The organism is Pseudomonas sp. BF-B-15 (assembly GCF_019946675.1).
GTDB classification, from domain to species: Bacteria; Pseudomonadota; Gammaproteobacteria; order Pseudomonadales; family Pseudomonadaceae; genus Aquipseudomonas; species Aquipseudomonas migulae.
The window spans coordinates 11,134-26,239 of record NZ_JAGYFZ010000051.1 but is presented as its reverse complement, the minus strand read 5'-3'; the positions used below and the strand labels follow the sequence as shown (position 1 = coordinate 26,239).

The window sequence follows — 15,106 nt, the reverse complement described above, 5'->3', positions numbered from 1 at the left end:
GCCAAACCATGCCGATACAACCTGGGCTCTACCAACATTACAAAGGTCCGCAGTACCGCGTATTCAGTATTGCGCGGCATTCGGAAACGGAAGAAGAAGTGGTCTTCTACCAAGCCCTGTATGGCGATTACGGCTTTTGGGTGCGCCCCTTGAGCATGTTCCTGGAGTCGGTCGAGGTTGACGGTGAACAGGTGCCACGCTTTGCTTTGGTGCAAGCCGAACCGAGCCTTTTTACCAAGCCATAAGCTGAGAGCGCGCAGAACCCTGCGCTTGACCTCACCTTGTAGCCACTATATATAGCGGTGCCGCGTCAGGCGCCAACCGCCTTTCACTTCTAGAATTCAGGAATTTTCTGATCCATGGGCAAATCGCTGGTCATTGTGGAATCCCCGGCTAAGGCCAAGACCATCAACAAGTATCTGGGTAACCAATACGTGGTGAAGTCGAGTATCGGCCATATCCGAGACCTGCCCACCAGCGGTTCGGCTAGCGCCAGCAAAGAGCCAGCCGCCAAGCGCGGCAAAGCCGCTGCGGGTGAAGGTCCGGTGCTCTCGCCTAAAGAGAAAGCGCGCAAGCAGCTGGTCTCGCGCATGGGTGTCGATCCCGATCATGGCTGGAAAGCCAAGTACGAGATCCTCCCGGGCAAGGAAAAGGTTATCGAAGAGCTGCGCCGGCTCGCCAAGGATGCTGACACCATCTATCTCGCAACCGACTTGGATCGCGAGGGGGAAGCCATTGCCTGGCACCTGCGCGAAGCCATCGGTGGTGACGACAGCCGCTACAAGCGCGTGGTGTTCAACGAAATCACCAAGAAAGCGATTCAGGAAGCCTTCTCCAAACCAGGCGAGCTGGACATCGACCGTGTCAACGCCCAGCAGGCGCGTCGTTTCCTCGATCGCGTGGTGGGTTACATGGTTTCGCCGCTGCTGTGGGCCAAGATCGCCCGTGGCCTGTCCGCCGGTCGCGTGCAGTCGGTTGCCGTGAAGCTTGTGGTCGAGCGTGAGCGTGAAATCCGCGCGTTCATCCCGGAAGAGTACTGGGAAGTCCACGCTGACCTCGGCACCGCCAAGGGCGCAACCGTGCGTTTCGACGTCGCTCGCGAGAAGGGCGAAGCGTTCAAGCCGCTGAACGAAGCCCAGGCCATGGCCGCGCTGGAGAAGCTCAAGGCTTCCAGCTACAGCATCGTCAAGCGCGAAGACAAACCGACCAGCAGCAAGCCGTCGGCACCGTTCATCACGTCCACCCTGCAGCAGGCCGCGAGCAACCGTTTGGGCTTCGGCGTGAAGAAAACCATGATGATGGCCCAGCGCTTGTACGAAGCCGGCTACATCACTTATATGCGTACCGACTCCACCAACCTCTCGGCCGATGCCGTGACGATGGCGCGTACGTATATTGAAGGCGAATTCGGCAAGAAGTACCTGCCGGAAACCCCGAACGTCTACAGCAGCAAGGAAGGCGCGCAAGAGGCTCACGAAGCGATTCGTCCGTCCGACGCCAACACCGAGCCAAGCAAGCTGTCGGGCATGGAGCGTGATGCAGAGCGGCTTTACGAGCTGATCTGGCGCCAGTTCCTCGCCTGCCAGATGCTGCCGGCGCAATACCTGTCGACCACGGTCACTGTCGGTGCCGGCGATTTCGAGCTGCGCGCCAAGGGCCGTATCCTGAAGTTCGACGGTTACACCCGCGTCATGCCGCAAATCGCCAAGCCTGGCGATGACGACGTGCTGCCGGACATGGCCCAGGGCGACGCGATGAAGCTGATCAAGCTTGATCCGACCCAGCACTTCACCAAGCCGCCGGCGCGTTACTCGGAAGCGAGCCTGGTGAAAGAAATGGAGAAACGCGGTATCGGTCGTCCTTCGACCTACGCGGCGATCATTTCGACCATCCAGGACCGTGGTTATGTAGCGCTGCACAACCGTCGTTTCTACTCGGAAAAGATGGGTGACATCGTCACCGAACGCCTGTCCGAGAGCTTCTCCAATCTCATGGACTACGGCTTCACCGCCGGCATGGAAGAGAACCTCGATGACGTGGCCCAGGGCGAGCGCGATTGGAAAAACGTGCTGGACGAGTTCTACGGCGACTTCAAGAAGAAGCTCGAAGTGGCCGAAAGCCCGGAAAGCGGCATGCGTGCCAACCAGCCGGTAATGACCGACATTCCGTGCCTGACCTGTGGCCGTCCGATGCAGATCCGTACCGCATCGACCGGCGTGTTCCTCGGTTGCTCGGGTTACAGCCTGCCGCCGAAAGAGCGCTGCAAGGCCACCGTCAACCTGGTGCCGGGTGATGAAATCGCCGCGGACGACGAGGGTGAGTCGGAATCGCTGGTGCTGCGTGGCAAGCATCGTTGCCCGATCTGCAGCACGGCGATGGACGCTTACCTGCTCGACGAGAAGCGCAAGCTGCACATCTGCGGCAACAACCCGGATTGCGACGGCTACGAAATCGAAGAGGGCACCTATCGCATCAAGGGCTACGAAGGTCCGAGCCTGGAATGCGACAAGTGTGGCAGCGAGATGCAGCTCAAGACTGGCCGTTTCGGCAAGTTCTTCGGTTGCACCAACGCAACGTGCAAGAACACCCGCAAACTGCTGAAAAGCGGTGATGCGGCGCCGCCGAAGATGGATCCGGTGAAGATGCCTGAGCTGAAATGCGAAAAGGTCAACGACACTTATATCCTGCGCGACGGGGCTTCCGGCCTGTTCCTGGCCGCCAGCCAGTTCCCGAAAAACCGCGAGACCCGTGCGCCGCTGGTCATGGAAATCATCCCGCACAAGGACGAGATCGATCCGAAGTACCACTTCCTCTGTGAAGCGCCGAAAAAGGACCCGGACGGTCTCCCTGCCGTGATCCGTTACAGCCGCAAGACCAAAGAGCAGTACGTGCAGACGGAAGTCGACGGTAAGCCGACTGGCTGGAAAGCGTATTACGACGGCGGCAAGTGGACGGTTGAAGACAAGCGCCCGGCAGCCAAAGCTTAAACAGCGCTGTAATTAAAAGGCCGCATGACAACCCTCGGGTTTTCATGCGGCCTTTTTGTTTGGGGCTTGCGGTGTGCTTGGGTGATCCACGACACTGTCTGACCTGCGTGAAGCAATTATTTCGTTGTGGAGGCTGCCGTCATGGCCCACGAACTCTATACCCGTACCAATCAGAAGATTTATTTCGCCGGCCTGTCGCTGGAAGCGCTTGCCAAGGCTGAAGAGGGGCGGGCGATGAACTCCCTGGCGCTGATTCAGGCCGGGCGCGAATCGGCGTTGTTTCACTTGTACGGTGCGTTGCTGGGGCTGTGCCATGAAATTGCCGGTTTCTATCGCTTGCCTCAGGCCAATGCGCCTCGGGCAGAGATGTTGCTGACTCGGGAAGTACTGGAAGCCATTGCCATTCCCGAAATGGCCGAGATGGTCGAGTTGGCGCAAAACCCGGAAACCTGGTTGGCCAAGCTGCTGTCGGCTCATGCTGCGTTGTTCCAGCCGCCGCGTGCACCGCACAAACCCAAGGGCGACGTGACACAGCCGCTGATCCTGGCCGTTAATCTGGATGAAGAAGATTCGCCGGAGGAGCTGAGCCGGGAGGAGTTGGAGAGCTGGCGTCAGAACCTGAAAGGCCTGGCGATTCGTTTTCGCGAAGGGTTGAACGAGTGCTGAAGGATTGAGTGTTTAACGGAGGGTCCGACGGGCTGTCCGTTTCAGGGATGAGTGCTGTGAGAAATGTCTCTTCGTAATGGCATCTGGTCAAGATCCTGAGCGAAGCCTGTCCGATGCCTATATAATCGCCGCCTTTCGTGGAGAACAGACCTTTATGCCAACGTCCTTTCTAGAAATTGTCGAGTTACCAGACGGCCGAATCGAGCTGCGCAGGGCCGAGGACGAGGGTTCTCTGGTTACTTTGGATTTCTCTGAGGATGCCAAAGCGTTCCTGCAGGGCCAACACGTGGAAGTCGCCAAGGCGATGTTGAGCGTCGGCGTTCAGATGGCTGGCCGCTTGGTTGAAGGTGATTTCAATACGGATGAGAGCTCACGGGTCCTTCATTGATCCCGCTCGTCGCTTTTTCCTGATACCGCTACAGACCGGCTTCTCTATCCTTGGAGAAGCCCCGCGCAGTTCAGTGCGTGCTTCGTTTAACCCAGTCGAATGTTCAGGCTTTGTGCGTCCCCGGTCCGGGCGGCGCTGATCAACTGTTGTCGTGAAGTGCTGCTCAGTGGATTGAGCCAGCTGACGACCGTGTGGCTGCGACCCAGACGCAACGCTTCGCAGGTCAGCTGTTGTGCGCTCTGGGTGCCGCGCGGTTGCAGCAATAGAATGCGTTCACGATTCAGGCCGGCGTCTCGAAGCCAGGTTTGTGTCAGGCTGGCCGGCGGGGCGATCAATGTCAGCCAGCGCGCGTCCTGATCCTCGCTCAGTTCCCTGAGGATCGGTGCCAGAAGGCTCAGGCAGTTCCCGGCCGCACCACGCAATGACAGCTCACTGAAAACTTCAGGTTCGGCGCTCCAGGGTGACTCGACCACATCCTTCAGAATCGGTGCCATCGGCTGCACCATGAACGCCTCGAACAACGGCAGTTGGGCTTGCTGTGATGTGTGTGGGAACTGCATAAAGCCTCCTTTAGCGGCGAATGACGCCGACACTCAAGCCTTCGATCACCAGTTCCTGATCTTTCAGGTTCACTTCGATAGGGGCGAATTCAGGGTTTTCTGCAATCAACCAGACTTTGCTGCCGTCACGCTTGAAGCGTTTAACCGTAACTTCGTCGCCGATCCGCGCCACCACGATCTGGCCGTTGCGGGCCTCACGGGTGGTATGGACAGCCAGCAGGTCGCCGTCGAAAATGCCCACGTCCTTCATGCTCATGCCATGAACGCGCAGTAAATAGTCCGCGCGAGGATGGAAAAAGGCAGGGTTGATGTTGCAGGATTCTTCGATGTGCTGCTGGGCAAGGATCGGTGCACCGGCAGCCACTCGGCCAATGATGGGCAGGGTGGATTCGTCGGCCTTGGCTTCGAAACCAGGGATGCGAATGCCGCGGGATGCGCCCGGCGTCATCTCGATCGCACCCTTGCGAGCCAGCGCCTTGAGGTGTTCTTCCGCTGCGTTGGGCGACTTGAAACCCAGTTCCTGAGCGATTTCCGCGCGGGTCGGCGGGTAGCCGTTGTCTTCCAGGCAGCGTTTGATGAAGGCCAGAATCTCGGCTTGGCGTGGCGTCAGCTTTAGCATATTGATCGCTCTGTCTTTTTATACAGTGACTGGGATTATATACAGTGAAAGCGACTTGGCAATGCCCCTTTTTTTACCGGCCGCCAGACGGTCGATCAGCCGGCTGATTAAAGCGTCGTCGTTGTATGGTTAAATAGCTGACCGGCCATTCCCAAAACGAACCACCAGACTTGACAAGGCCTGGGCTGAAACGTATGTTTCAAACAAGTGTTTGTCAGGCGGAGTAGCCATGGCCCAGTCGGAAACCGTTGAACGCATTCTTGATGCTGCCGAGCAGTTGTTCGCGGAAAAAGGTTTCGCAGAAACCTCGTTGCGTCTGATCACCAGCAAGGCCGGTGTCAATCTGGCGGCGGTGAACTATCACTTCGGGTCGAAGAAGGCGCTGATTCAAGCCGTCTTCTCGCGCTTTCTCGGGCCGTTCTGTTTAAGCCTTGATAAAGAGCTGGAGCGGCGTCAGGCCAAGCCCGAGAACAAGCCGACACTTGAAGAGCTGCTGGAAATCCTCGTCGAGCAAGCCCTGGTGGTACAGCCACGCAGCGGCAACGATCTCTCGATTTTCATGCGTTTGCTGGGGCTGGCGTTCAGTCAGAGCCAGGGTCACCTGCGTCGTTATCTCGAAGACATGTACGGCAAGGTATTCCGTCGCTACATGATGCTGGTCAACGAAGCCGCGCCACGCATTCCACCGATCGAGCTGTTCTGGCGCGTGCACTTCATGCTGGGTGCGGCAGCGTTCAGCATGTCCGGTATCAAGGCCTTGCGTGCGATTGCCGAGACCGATTTCGGCGTCAACACCTCCATTGAGCAAGTGATGCGCCTGATGGTGCCCTTCCTGGCCGCCGGCATGCGCGCCGAAACCGGCGTGACCGACTCGGCCATGGCCACTGCGCAATTGCGTCCGCGCAGCAAGTCGACACAGGTTGCCGCCAAGGTTTAACCGCGCACGGGTGGGCGCGGCAGCTGACATCCGCTAAGCTAGCCGCCCATGCCGACTCTCGTTCTGAACCCGCTCCCCATAGATATCGCCGACCTGCCGGGCAAAGCCCGCGGCGGTGAGCGCGTGCGAGCCGGGTTTATCGTTATCAAGGAATCTCTATGACTGCTGGCCTGCAAGGCTCGTTGATGGTGGACGTCGCCGGTACCTGGCTGACGGCTGAAGATCGCCAATTGTTACGCCAACCGGAAGTGGGTGGCCTGATCATTTTTGCCCGCAACATCGAACACCCGCGTCAGGTGCGCGAACTGAGCGCCGCCATCCGCGCCGTTCGACCCGATCTGCTGCTGGCAGTGGATCAGGAGGGCGGGCGGGTGCAGCGCCTGCGTCAGGGCTTCGTGCGACTGCCGGCCATGCGCGCCATTGCCGACAACCTGAACGCCGAATACCTGGCCGAGCAGTGCGGCTGGATCATGGCGACCGAAGTGTTGGCCGTCGGCCTCGACCTGAGCTTTGCCCCGGTTCTGGACCTGGATTACCAGCGCAGCGCCGTGGTCGGTACCCGTTCGTTCGAAGGTGACCCGGAACGCGCCGCGCTGCTGGCAGGTGCATTTATCCGTGGCATGAACAGCGCCGGCATGGCCGCCACCGGTAAGCACTTCCCTGGCCACGGCTGGGCGGAGGCCGATTCCCACGTCGCGATCCCGAATGACGAGCGCAGCCTCGACGAGATCCGCGCCAACGACCTGGTGCCGTTTGCCAAATTGAGCAAGCAACTGGCCGCCGTGATGCCGGCCCATGTCATTTATCCACAAGTCGATTCCCAGCCGGCCGGCTTCTCCCGTCGCTGGTTGCAGGACATCCTGCGCGGCGAGTTGCAGTTCGACGGCGTGATCTTCAGCGATGACCTGTCGATGGCCGGCGCTCACGTGGTCGGCGATGCTGCCAGCCGTATCGAAGCCGCGCTGAGCGCTGGTTGCGACATGGGCCTGGTGTGCAACGACCGCGCCGCTGCGGAGCTCGCGCTGAGTGCCGCCCAGCGTCTGAAGGTCAAGCCGTCCGAGCGCATTGCGCGGATGCGCGGCCAGTCGTATGCCAGCACTGAATACCGTCAAGACCCGCGCTGGCTGACGGCCATTGGTGCGCTCAAAGACGCTCAACTGATTGAATAAGGACTTTACGTTATGACGGTTTACGCGATTATCGGTGGCACCGGCCTGACTCAACTGGAAGGCCTGAGCATTCGTCAGTCACTGGCGGTGGACACCCCTTATGGCACGCCTTCAGCCGAGGTGCAGATCGGTGAGTACGCCGGCAAGGAAGTGCTGTTCCTCGCGCGTCATGGTCACCCGCACCGTTTCCCGCCGCATCAGGTGAACTACCGCGCCAACCTTTGGGCGCTAAAGCAGGCTGGTGCCGAAGCGATTCTTGCGGTCAACGCTGTCGGCGGAATTCATGCTGCGATGGGCACCGGGCATTTCTGCGTGCCGCATCAACTGATCGATTACACCAGCGGTCGCGAACACACCTATTTTGCCGATGACCTGGAGCAGGTCACCCACATCGACTTCAGCTATCCCTACAGCGAACCGCTGCGCGAGCAATTGATCGCGGCATTGGCGGCTGAAGGCGTTGGCTACAGCAGTCATGGCGTGTATGCCTGCACGCAGGGGCCGCGCCTGGAAACGGTGGCGGAAATTGCGCGACTGGAGCGTGACGGTTGCGACATCGTCGGCATGACCGGTATGCCGGAAGCGGCATTGGCGCGTGAGCTGGAGCTGGATTACGCGTGCCTGGCGTTGGTGGTGAACCCGGCGGCGGGCAAGTCGACGGCTGTGATTACCATGGCCGAGATCGAGCAGGCGTTGCATGACGGAATGGGCAAGGTGAAGTCGACGTTGGCGCGGGTGTTGAAGGGCTGAGATAGCCTTTAGGTCGAGTCGCTCCCTTCGCGGGCAAGTCGGGTCGCCGCACCGCTCGCTCCTACAGGTATCGAGTTATCCCTTGTAGGAGCTGGCTTGCCAGCGATAGCGATTTAACTGCCACCACTACTTATCGATTTTCTCCGGCAGCGGCGCAAACAACGCCTCAATATCATCACTCTGCAGCTTCCAGTCCCCAGCCTTGCGCCCATCCAGCACGCCTGCTGCCAAATCGGATTTTTCCTTCTGCAGGTGCTGAATTTTCTCTTCCACCGTGCCCCGGGCAATCATCTTGTAAACGAACACCGGTTTCTCCTGGCCGATGCGATACGCGCGGTCAGTTGCCTGGTTTTCCGTCGCCGGGTTCCACCACGGGTCGTAGTGAATCACCGTATCCGCTTCCGTCAGGTTCAAACCAACACCGCCTGCCTTCAAGCTGATCAGAAAGATCTGACGCTTGCCGCTCTGGAAGTCTTTCACCGGGGAGCGTCGGTCGCGAGTCTGTCCGGTCAGCAACGCATACTCCACGCCGCGCTTCTTCAGTTCGACCTCGATTAACGCAAGCATCGAAGTGAACTGCGAAAACAGCAGAATCCGTCGGCCTTCCTCGAACAACTCCTCAAGCATTTCCATCAGGCTGTCGAGCTTGCCCGAGGTGCTTCCGCGCGTCGGCAGGGCCGCGTCATTGACCAGGCGCAAGTCGCAGCAGACCTGACGCAGCTTCAGCAACGCCTCAAGGATGATGATCTGGCTGCGTGCCACACCTTTGCGGGTGATTTCGTCGCGGACTTTTTTGTCCATCGCCAAACGCATGGTTTCATACACGTCACGCTGGGCTTCGTTGAGCTCGACCCAATGGATGATTTCAGTTTTCGGCGGCAACTCCGTCGCTACCTGCTCTTTTGTCCTGCGCAGCAGGAACGGTTTGATCCTGCCGTTGAGGTGTTGAAGTCGTACTTCGCTGGCGCGCTTTTCAATCGGCACGCGGTAATCGCGGTTGAAGCTTTTCACGTCGCCGAGCCAGCCGGGCAGCAGGAAGTGAAACAGCGACCACAGCTCACCCAGGTGGTTTTCCAGTGGCGTACCGCTCAGGCACAAACGCTGGCGTGCATTCAACTCGCGTGCGGCGTGAGCGGCTTTGCTGTTGGGGTTCTTGATGTATTGCGCTTCGTCCAGCACCAACACGTGCAGTGGCTGTGCGGCCAGGCGTTCGACGTCCTTGGGCAGCAGCGCATAGGTGGTGAGGATCAGGTCGTAATCGGCCAGACTGTCGAAATGCTTTTTACGACTGGCGCCGTACAGTGCCAGCACCTTCAGTTGCGGCGTGAAGTGCGCCGCTTCGTCGAGCCAGTTGGGAATCAGGCTGGTGGGCATCACCACCATGCACGGCCGATCGAGGCGCCCGGCGTTTTTCTCGCTGAGAACATGCGCCAGGGTTTGCAGGGTTTTACCCAGGCCCATGTCATCCGCGAGAATCCCGCCAACTTCCAGTTGCCGCAGCGACTGCATCCAGCTCAAGCCTTCCAGCTGATAGGGGCGCAAGGTTGCGTTCAAGCCTTCCGGTGCTGTCGCGGTGTAGTCCTTGATGTCCCGCAGACGCTGGGCAAAGCTGCGCATCTGTTCGCCACCTTCCCAGAGCAGCGGCAGGTCTTCCAGCGGATTCAGGCGCGTCGCGTCGGCCTTGCTCAGGCGCAGCGTGGTTTCGCCGGGCTCTTGCAGATAGAACTCGCCGAGGGTCGCCAGCACCGGTTTCAATCGGCCAAAGGGCAGGGCGACTTGCAACGGCCCATGCTCGGAGTTCGGGCGATGGGGGATGTTCACCAAAATCAATTCATCGTCGCGACGCCGTGCGAGGCGTTCCGGGTTGAGGATCTCGGTGTGGGAGCGCATCAGGTTCAACAGGATGGGCAGCAGACTCAGCCGCTCACCATTGACGATGATCCCCAGTTCGAGATCAAACCAGTCGCGCTCCGGCGCCTGTTCGACGGTGGCGTACCAGTCGTCCACGGCGGTCAGGTCGAAACCGAAATCCTCGTCGATCTGCAACTCCCAGCCTTGGGTGCGCAGCTTCGGCAACTCATTGAGCGTGAAGGTCAGCCAGGCACTGTCATTGACCATCTCATAGAGTTCGCCGGCACTTTCCGGCAAGGCTTTACTTTGCCGGGTGGCGATCTTGAAACCGAGGATTCGTAACTGTTCCCTGTAGGCCTGTTCGACTTCCGGGTGGCGTTTTATCCGTAATGTCTGCGCCTCCTGACGTATCAGGATGTCGGCGTTTTTCTGCCCGCAAACGTATTCATCCAGATAGCTGAAGGACAACGCAGCGCGATGCTGGATGTAACGCTGCATCTTGCCGTTGCGCGGCTCGAAGGCGCTGAACTCAATGCTCGCCAGCCACAGGCGCGGCACCGGTTGCACGTTGTCCACCAGCACTTGCGGCGGTGCTTTCGGGCTGCGGTTTTCCAGTACGGCCTGAAGTTTTTCCAGCAATTCGGCGTCTTGAGCGGCGGCGGGGTAGGCGAGGGTTTCCTGCACCTTCAACAGCACGGCTGCGCAATGTTTGCAGTTGCTGCGGACCGGGCATGTACAGGTGGCATCAACCATCAGCAGGGTGCTTTTGGCTGACTCGCGCAGGCGAATGGTCTGACGGTAAACGTTACCGCCAGAACCTTCGCACGCGGCCGTAATGGTTGCGTCGCCGACTTCCACGATCCTGACGCGGTTCTCCAGCGCATAGCGGCGGCCGCGCTCCAGGCTTTGTTCCTTGAATCGACTGACCCATGAAGGTGCCAGGGGTTTGCTCAGGGTCGCGGGCATAGGGACTTCAATCAGTCCGGAATTTGTTCGGGGACTGGCCGAGGCGCAGGGGCGGTGAGCGAGGTGATCTTGATCAGCAGGCCGAGGTGACCGTTGTCGAGGAAGTTCAACTGGCCGTTCTTGGTGTGGCTTTCTTGTTTGAGGCGTTCGCTGGCGGTCACCATGCCGTTGGCGTCGATCTGGTTGACCCAGAAGTCGGCGTCAACGTCGGTGAAGCGCCCCAGTTTCAGGTTCAGCGTGCCCTCGATCGGGAACTGGCCGAACTGTTCCTTGCCGTCGCTGACCGCAACTTTGCTGGCTTCTTCGCCGAGATTTTGCTGCCAGGCCTTGTGCAGCAACACCGTGTATTCATTGCTGGCGGTGAGTTTTTCCACTTCGCCATTCAGGCTCGGCGTACGCAGGCTCTCGGGGCGAATTTGCTGAGCGCCGGCGGCCCAGTCTTCCGGCGCGGCGCGGCTGACGATGGCGGGCACGGCGTTTTGCCGGACCAGAATCATTTCGATCTGATACAGGTCATCGGCAAACGCCGTTGGGGCGACCAGGGTGGTCAGCAAAGTCAGTAAACGAAACAGGCGCATGCGGCGTCCTTCAAGCAGTTTTCGGAATGAGGCATTCAAGCAATGCCTCTACAGTATTAAAGCGCTCTTCCGGGCGCTCCATCGGGACCATGAATTTAAACATCGTGGCCCCTTCGAATTTGTAGCGTTTAGGCTGGCCCTGAATCAGTTTGATCAGGGTCAGCGGATCGACCGGTGTCTGCGCCGCGAACTCGATCCGGCCGCCTTGCGGGCCGCCGTCGACTTTCTTGATGCCCAGCACTTCGGCTTGCAACTTCAGCCCCGTGATGCGCATCAGGTTCTTGGTCGGCTCCGGCAGCAGGCCGAAACGGTCGATCATCTCGACTTGCAGGTCCTTGAGACCATCCTCATCGGTGGCCGAGGCAATGCGTTTGTAGAGAATCAGCCGCGCGTGGACATCCGGCAGATAGTCTTCGGGAATCAGCGCCGGAACACGCAAATTGACTTCCGGGCCACCGCCCAACGGCTGATCGAGATTCGGTTGTTCGCCCTTGCGGATCGACTTCACCGCACGCTCGAGCATCTCCATGTACAGGGTGAAGCCGACCGCCTGAATCTGTCCGCTCTGGCCGTCGCCCAACAGTTCACCGGCGCCACGGATTTCCAGGTCGTTGGTGGCGAGCACGAAGCCCGCACCGAGGTCCTGGGTATTGGCGATCGCTTCCAGGCGCTTTTCTGCATCCGGGGTGATTTGCTGGCGCGGCGGTGTCAGCAGATAAGCATAGGCCTGGTGGTGACTGCGACCGACGCGGCCGCGCAACTGGTGCAACTGCGCCAGGCCGAATTTGTCGGCGCGCTCGATGATGATGGTGTTGGCGCTCGGCACGTCGATGCCGGTCTCGATGATGGTCGAGGCGATCAGCACGTTGAAGCGCTTGTGGTAGAAGTCGCTCATCACCTGCTCGAGTTCGCGCTCGCGCATCTGCCCGTGGCCGATGCCGATCCGCGCTTCCGGCACCAGTTCGGCGAGGTCAGCGGCGCATTTCTCGATGGTCTTCACATCGTTGTGCAGGTAGTAGACCTGTCCGCCACGCAGCAGCTCCCGCAGCAGCGCCTCTTTGACCGTGCTCTTGTTCTGCTCCATGACGAACGTCCGCACCGACAGGCGACGGGCCGGCGGTGTCGCGATGATCGACAGGTCACGCATGCCGGACACTGCCATGTTCAGCGTGCGCGGAATCGGCGTGGCGGTCAGCGTGAGGATGTCGACTTCACTGCGCAGGGCCTTGAGCTGTTCTTTCTGACGGACACCGAAACGGTGTTCTTCGTCGATGATCACCAGCCCGAGGTTTTTGATTTTCACGTCGTCTTGCAGCAGCTTGTGGGTGCCAATGACGATGTCGATCTTGCCTTCGGCAAGGTCGGCGACAGCGGCATTCACTTCCTTGGCCGACTTGAAGCGGCTCATCACTTCCACCGTCACCGGCCAGTCGGCGAAGCGGTCGCGGAAACTGTTGTAGTGCTGTTGGGCGAGCAGGGTGGTCGGCACCAGGATCGCCACCTGACGACCGCCGTGCACCGCAATGAACGCTGCGCGCATCGCCACTTCGGTCTTGCCGAAGCCGACATCGCCGCAGACCAGCCGGTCCATCGGCTTCGGTGCGAGCATGTCGGCGCGCACGGCTTCGATGGTGGTTTGCTGGTCCGGGGTTTCTTCGAACGGGAACCCGGCGCTGAAAGTGGCGTAATCGGCTTTCGGATCTTCGAAGGCATAACCTTCGCGAGCAGCGCGGCGGGCATAGATGTCGAGCAATTCCGCCGCCACATCGCGCACCTGTTCGGCGGCTTTGCGTTTGGCTTTCTGCCAGGTTTCCGAGCCGAGACGGTGCAATGGGGCCAGGGCATCGTCGCTGCCGGTGTAGCGGGCGATCAGGTGCAGGTTGGCCACCGGCACGTACAGTTTGGCGCCTTCTGCGTATTGCAGGGTCAGGAACTCGGCGGCTTGATCGTCGATTTCCAGCGTCGCCAGGCCCAGATAGCGGCCAACGCCGTGATCGATGTGCACCACCGGGGCGCCTTCGCGCAGTTCGGTGAGGTTTTTGATCACGGCGTCGTTGTTGGCGTCGGCGCGTTTTTCACGGCGACGACGCTGCATAACACGCTGACCGAACAACGGACTTTCGGCGACCAGCGCCAGGGCTGGATCGTCGAGCACCAGGCCTTCGTCGAGCGGTGCAATGGTGATCGCCAGGCGCTCCTTGCTCGCGACAAAGTCGGGCCAGCTGTCGACGGTTTTCGGTCGCAGCTTCAGGCGTTCCAGCAGTTCCAGCAGCACTTCACGACGGCCCGCAGATTCGGCGGTGAACAGCACGCGACCCGGGAACTCGTCGAGGAAACCGGCCAGCGCGGCCAGCGGTTGAGTGGCTTTGGCTTCGATGGCCAGGTTCGGCAGTTCTCGCGCCGGGAAGCGCTCGCGGCCGACACCGGTTTCAACGTCCTGTTGACTGGCGACGACGCGCGGCCAGTTCTTCAGGCGTGCGAAGCAGTCCTCCACCGGCAGGAACAATTCGGCTGGCGGTAATAAAGGACGGGACGGATCGACGCGGCGCTCTTCATAACGATTGCGCACGTCGTTCCAGAAATTTTCCGCCGCCTGCTCGATGCCCGGCAGGGAAAACACCTGGGTGTCCTGGGGCAGGTAATCGAACAGGGTCGAGGTTTCGTCGAAGAACAGCGGCAAGTAGTACTCGATACCCGCCGGTGTAATCCCGCTACTTAAGTCCTGAAAGATAGGGCAGCGGCGGAAATCGACATCAAAGCGCTCACGGAAGCGTGCCTTGAAACGGGTGACCGCATCTTTCTGCAGCGGGAACTCCCGTGCAGGCAGCAAGCGGACGGTGTCGACTTTATCGATGGAGCGCTGGTTTTCCGGATCGAAGGTACGCAGCGTCTCGATTTCGTCATCGAACAGGTCAATCCGGAAGGGCAGTTTGCTGCCCATCGGGAACAGATCGATCAGCGAGCCGCGGACGGTGAATTCGCCGTGCTCGTACACCGTGTCGACGTAGCGATAACCGCTGGCCTCAAGCCGGGTGCGCATTTGCTCGACGTCGAGCTTCTGGCCAACGTCCAGCACCAGGCTGCTGCCGAGCAGGAATTTGGTCGGCGCCAGGCGGTGCAGGGCCGTGGTGATCGGCACCACCAGCACGCCATGGCTCAACTCCGGCAATCTATATAGAGCAGCGATGCGCTGGGAAATGATGTCCTGGTGTGGCGAAAACAGATCGTAGGGCAGGGTTTCCCAGTCAGGGAAATGCAGCACCGGTAAATCCGGGGCGAAGAAACCCAGCTCCTGCTCCAGCCGCTCGGCACTTTGGCTGTCGGCGGTCAGTAGCAGGGTAAAGCGCTTGGCAGCGCTGGCAGCCTCGGCAATGGCCAGGCTCAGGGCGGCACCGGGCAGGTTGCCCCAGTGCTGTTTACCTGCCGCGGCAGGGAGAAGCGGTAGACGCAGAACGGGCACGGAAGGTTGAGCTCCAAGCGTTGCGACAAAGTCGGTAATTGTAGCGGCCCCGGGTGCCGCCTGTCAGTTGCTGACTGTGTCTATTACGCAGGTTTGGCGAAATGTAGTGGTAAAGACAAAAAACGCCGGTTTTTTGCTGAAAATTACTGATTATGTAGTGGCAAAACGACTGAGT

Annotated in this window: 12 protein-coding genes; 7 read left to right on the top strand and 5 right to left on the bottom strand. The window is 59.9% G+C overall.

Annotated features, from left to right (window positions below):
* Positions 1-8: 8 nt before the first annotated feature.
* The 4 genes from KGA97_RS17400 to KGA97_RS17385 all read left to right on the top strand — a co-directional run bounded on the left by KGA97_RS17400 (position 9) and on the right by KGA97_RS17385 (position 4,041).
* Entirely contained in the window at positions 9-245 is a 237-nt protein-coding gene (locus KGA97_RS17400; RefSeq protein WP_008028485.1) for a DUF1653 domain-containing protein, read from the top strand.
* Positions 246-359: 114 nt separating this feature from the next.
* Entirely contained in the window at positions 360-2,987 is a 2,628-nt protein-coding gene (gene topA / locus KGA97_RS17395; protein WP_008037710.1) for a type I DNA topoisomerase, read from the top strand.
* Positions 2,988-3,128: 141 nt separating this feature from the next.
* On the top strand, positions 3,129-3,653 hold the full coding sequence (locus KGA97_RS17390) for a DUF6586 family protein (RefSeq protein ID WP_008028481.1): 525 nt from the start codon (positions 3,129-3,131) through the stop codon (positions 3,651-3,653).
* Positions 3,654-3,807: 154 nt separating this feature from the next.
* Positions 3,808-4,041 carry a hypothetical protein gene (locus tag KGA97_RS17385; protein ID WP_008028479.1) on the top strand — a complete coding sequence of 78 codons (234 nt, stop codon included), beginning with the start codon at positions 3,808-3,810 and terminating at the stop codon, positions 4,039-4,041.
* 86 nt (positions 4,042-4,127) lie between these two features.
* On the opposite strand, the gene sulA is transcribed toward KGA97_RS17385, so the two are convergent.
* On the bottom strand, positions 4,128-4,601 hold the full coding sequence (sulA, locus tag KGA97_RS17380; RefSeq protein ID WP_223481151.1) for an SOS-induced cell division inhibitor SulA: 474 nt from the start codon (positions 4,599-4,601) through the stop codon (positions 4,128-4,130).
* 10 nt (positions 4,602-4,611) lie between these two features.
* Positions 4,612-5,220, bottom strand: a complete 609-nt coding sequence (lexA, locus tag KGA97_RS17375) for a transcriptional repressor LexA (protein WP_007944149.1) — start codon at positions 5,218-5,220, stop codon at positions 4,612-4,614.
* Positions 5,221-5,449: 229 nt separating this feature from the next.
* Between lexA and KGA97_RS17370 the strand changes: the two genes are divergently transcribed.
* The 3 genes from KGA97_RS17370 (at position 5,450) to KGA97_RS17360 (ending at position 8,076) form a co-directional block, all read left to right on the top strand.
* Complete coding sequence (locus tag KGA97_RS17370) at positions 5,450-6,157, top strand: TetR/AcrR family transcriptional regulator (RefSeq protein WP_008037709.1); 708 nt, start codon at positions 5,450-5,452, stop codon at positions 6,155-6,157.
* Between the two features lie 158 nt (positions 6,158-6,315).
* Complete coding sequence (gene nagZ / locus KGA97_RS17365; protein ID WP_223413922.1) at positions 6,316-7,326, top strand: beta-N-acetylhexosaminidase; 1,011 nt, start codon at positions 6,316-6,318, stop codon at positions 7,324-7,326.
* A gap of 12 nt (positions 7,327-7,338) precedes the next feature.
* Positions 7,339-8,076: an S-methyl-5'-thioinosine phosphorylase gene (locus KGA97_RS17360; RefSeq protein ID WP_008028469.1), complete on the top strand. Its 738-nt coding sequence runs from the start codon at positions 7,339-7,341 to the stop codon at positions 8,074-8,076.
* A 126-nt stretch (positions 8,077-8,202) separates the two neighbouring features.
* Here the strand turns inward: KGA97_RS17360 and KGA97_RS17355 are convergent, their stop codons facing one another.
* Genes KGA97_RS17355 through mfd form a run of 3 tightly spaced genes read right to left on the bottom strand, consistent with a single transcriptional unit; the run spans position 8,203 to position 14,931 of the window.
* The gene (locus tag KGA97_RS17355; protein ID WP_192226293.1) at positions 8,203-10,893 is read right to left on the bottom strand and encodes a DEAD/DEAH box helicase; all 2,691 of its coding nucleotides are present in this window, start codon (positions 10,891-10,893) and stop codon (positions 8,203-8,205) included.
* Positions 10,894-10,904: 11 nt separating this feature from the next.
* Entirely contained in the window at positions 10,905-11,471 is a 567-nt protein-coding gene (locus KGA97_RS17350) for a CsiV family protein (protein ID WP_008028464.1), read from the bottom strand.
* Between the two features lie 10 nt (positions 11,472-11,481).
* Complete coding sequence (gene mfd / locus KGA97_RS17345; RefSeq protein WP_008028463.1) at positions 11,482-14,931, bottom strand: transcription-repair coupling factor; 3,450 nt, start codon at positions 14,929-14,931, stop codon at positions 11,482-11,484.
* Positions 14,932-15,106 lie beyond the last annotated feature (175 nt).

What these genes read in the sequence shown, in the direction of transcription:
- sulA (WP_223481151.1), bottom strand. Translation starts at nt 4,601, where the DNA reads ATGCAGTTCCCACACACATCACAGCAAGCCCAACTGCCGTTGTTCGAG.
- KGA97_RS17350 (WP_008028464.1), bottom strand. Translation starts at nt 11,471, where the DNA reads ATGCGCCTGTTTCGTTTACTGACTTTGCTGACCACCCTGGTCGCCCCA.
- topA (WP_008037710.1), top strand. Translation starts at nt 360, where the DNA reads ATGGGCAAATCGCTGGTCATTGTGGAATCCCCGGCTAAGGCCAAGACC.
- KGA97_RS17390 (WP_008028481.1), top strand. Translation starts at nt 3,129, where the DNA reads ATGGCCCACGAACTCTATACCCGTACCAATCAGAAGATTTATTTCGCC.
- lexA (WP_007944149.1), bottom strand. Translation starts at nt 5,220, where the DNA reads ATGCTAAAGCTGACGCCACGCCAAGCCGAGATTCTGGCCTTCATCAAA.
- nagZ (WP_223413922.1), top strand. Translation starts at nt 6,316, where the DNA reads ATGACTGCTGGCCTGCAAGGCTCGTTGATGGTGGACGTCGCCGGTACC.
- KGA97_RS17360 (WP_008028469.1), top strand. Translation starts at nt 7,339, where the DNA reads ATGACGGTTTACGCGATTATCGGTGGCACCGGCCTGACTCAACTGGAA.
- KGA97_RS17370 (WP_008037709.1), top strand. Translation starts at nt 5,450, where the DNA reads ATGGCCCAGTCGGAAACCGTTGAACGCATTCTTGATGCTGCCGAGCAG.
- KGA97_RS17385 (WP_008028479.1), top strand. Translation starts at nt 3,808, where the DNA reads ATGCCAACGTCCTTTCTAGAAATTGTCGAGTTACCAGACGGCCGAATC.
- KGA97_RS17400 (WP_008028485.1), top strand. Translation starts at nt 9, where the DNA reads ATGCCGATACAACCTGGGCTCTACCAACATTACAAAGGTCCGCAGTAC.
- KGA97_RS17355 (WP_192226293.1), bottom strand. Translation starts at nt 10,893, where the DNA reads ATGCCCGCGACCCTGAGCAAACCCCTGGCACCTTCATGGGTCAGTCGA.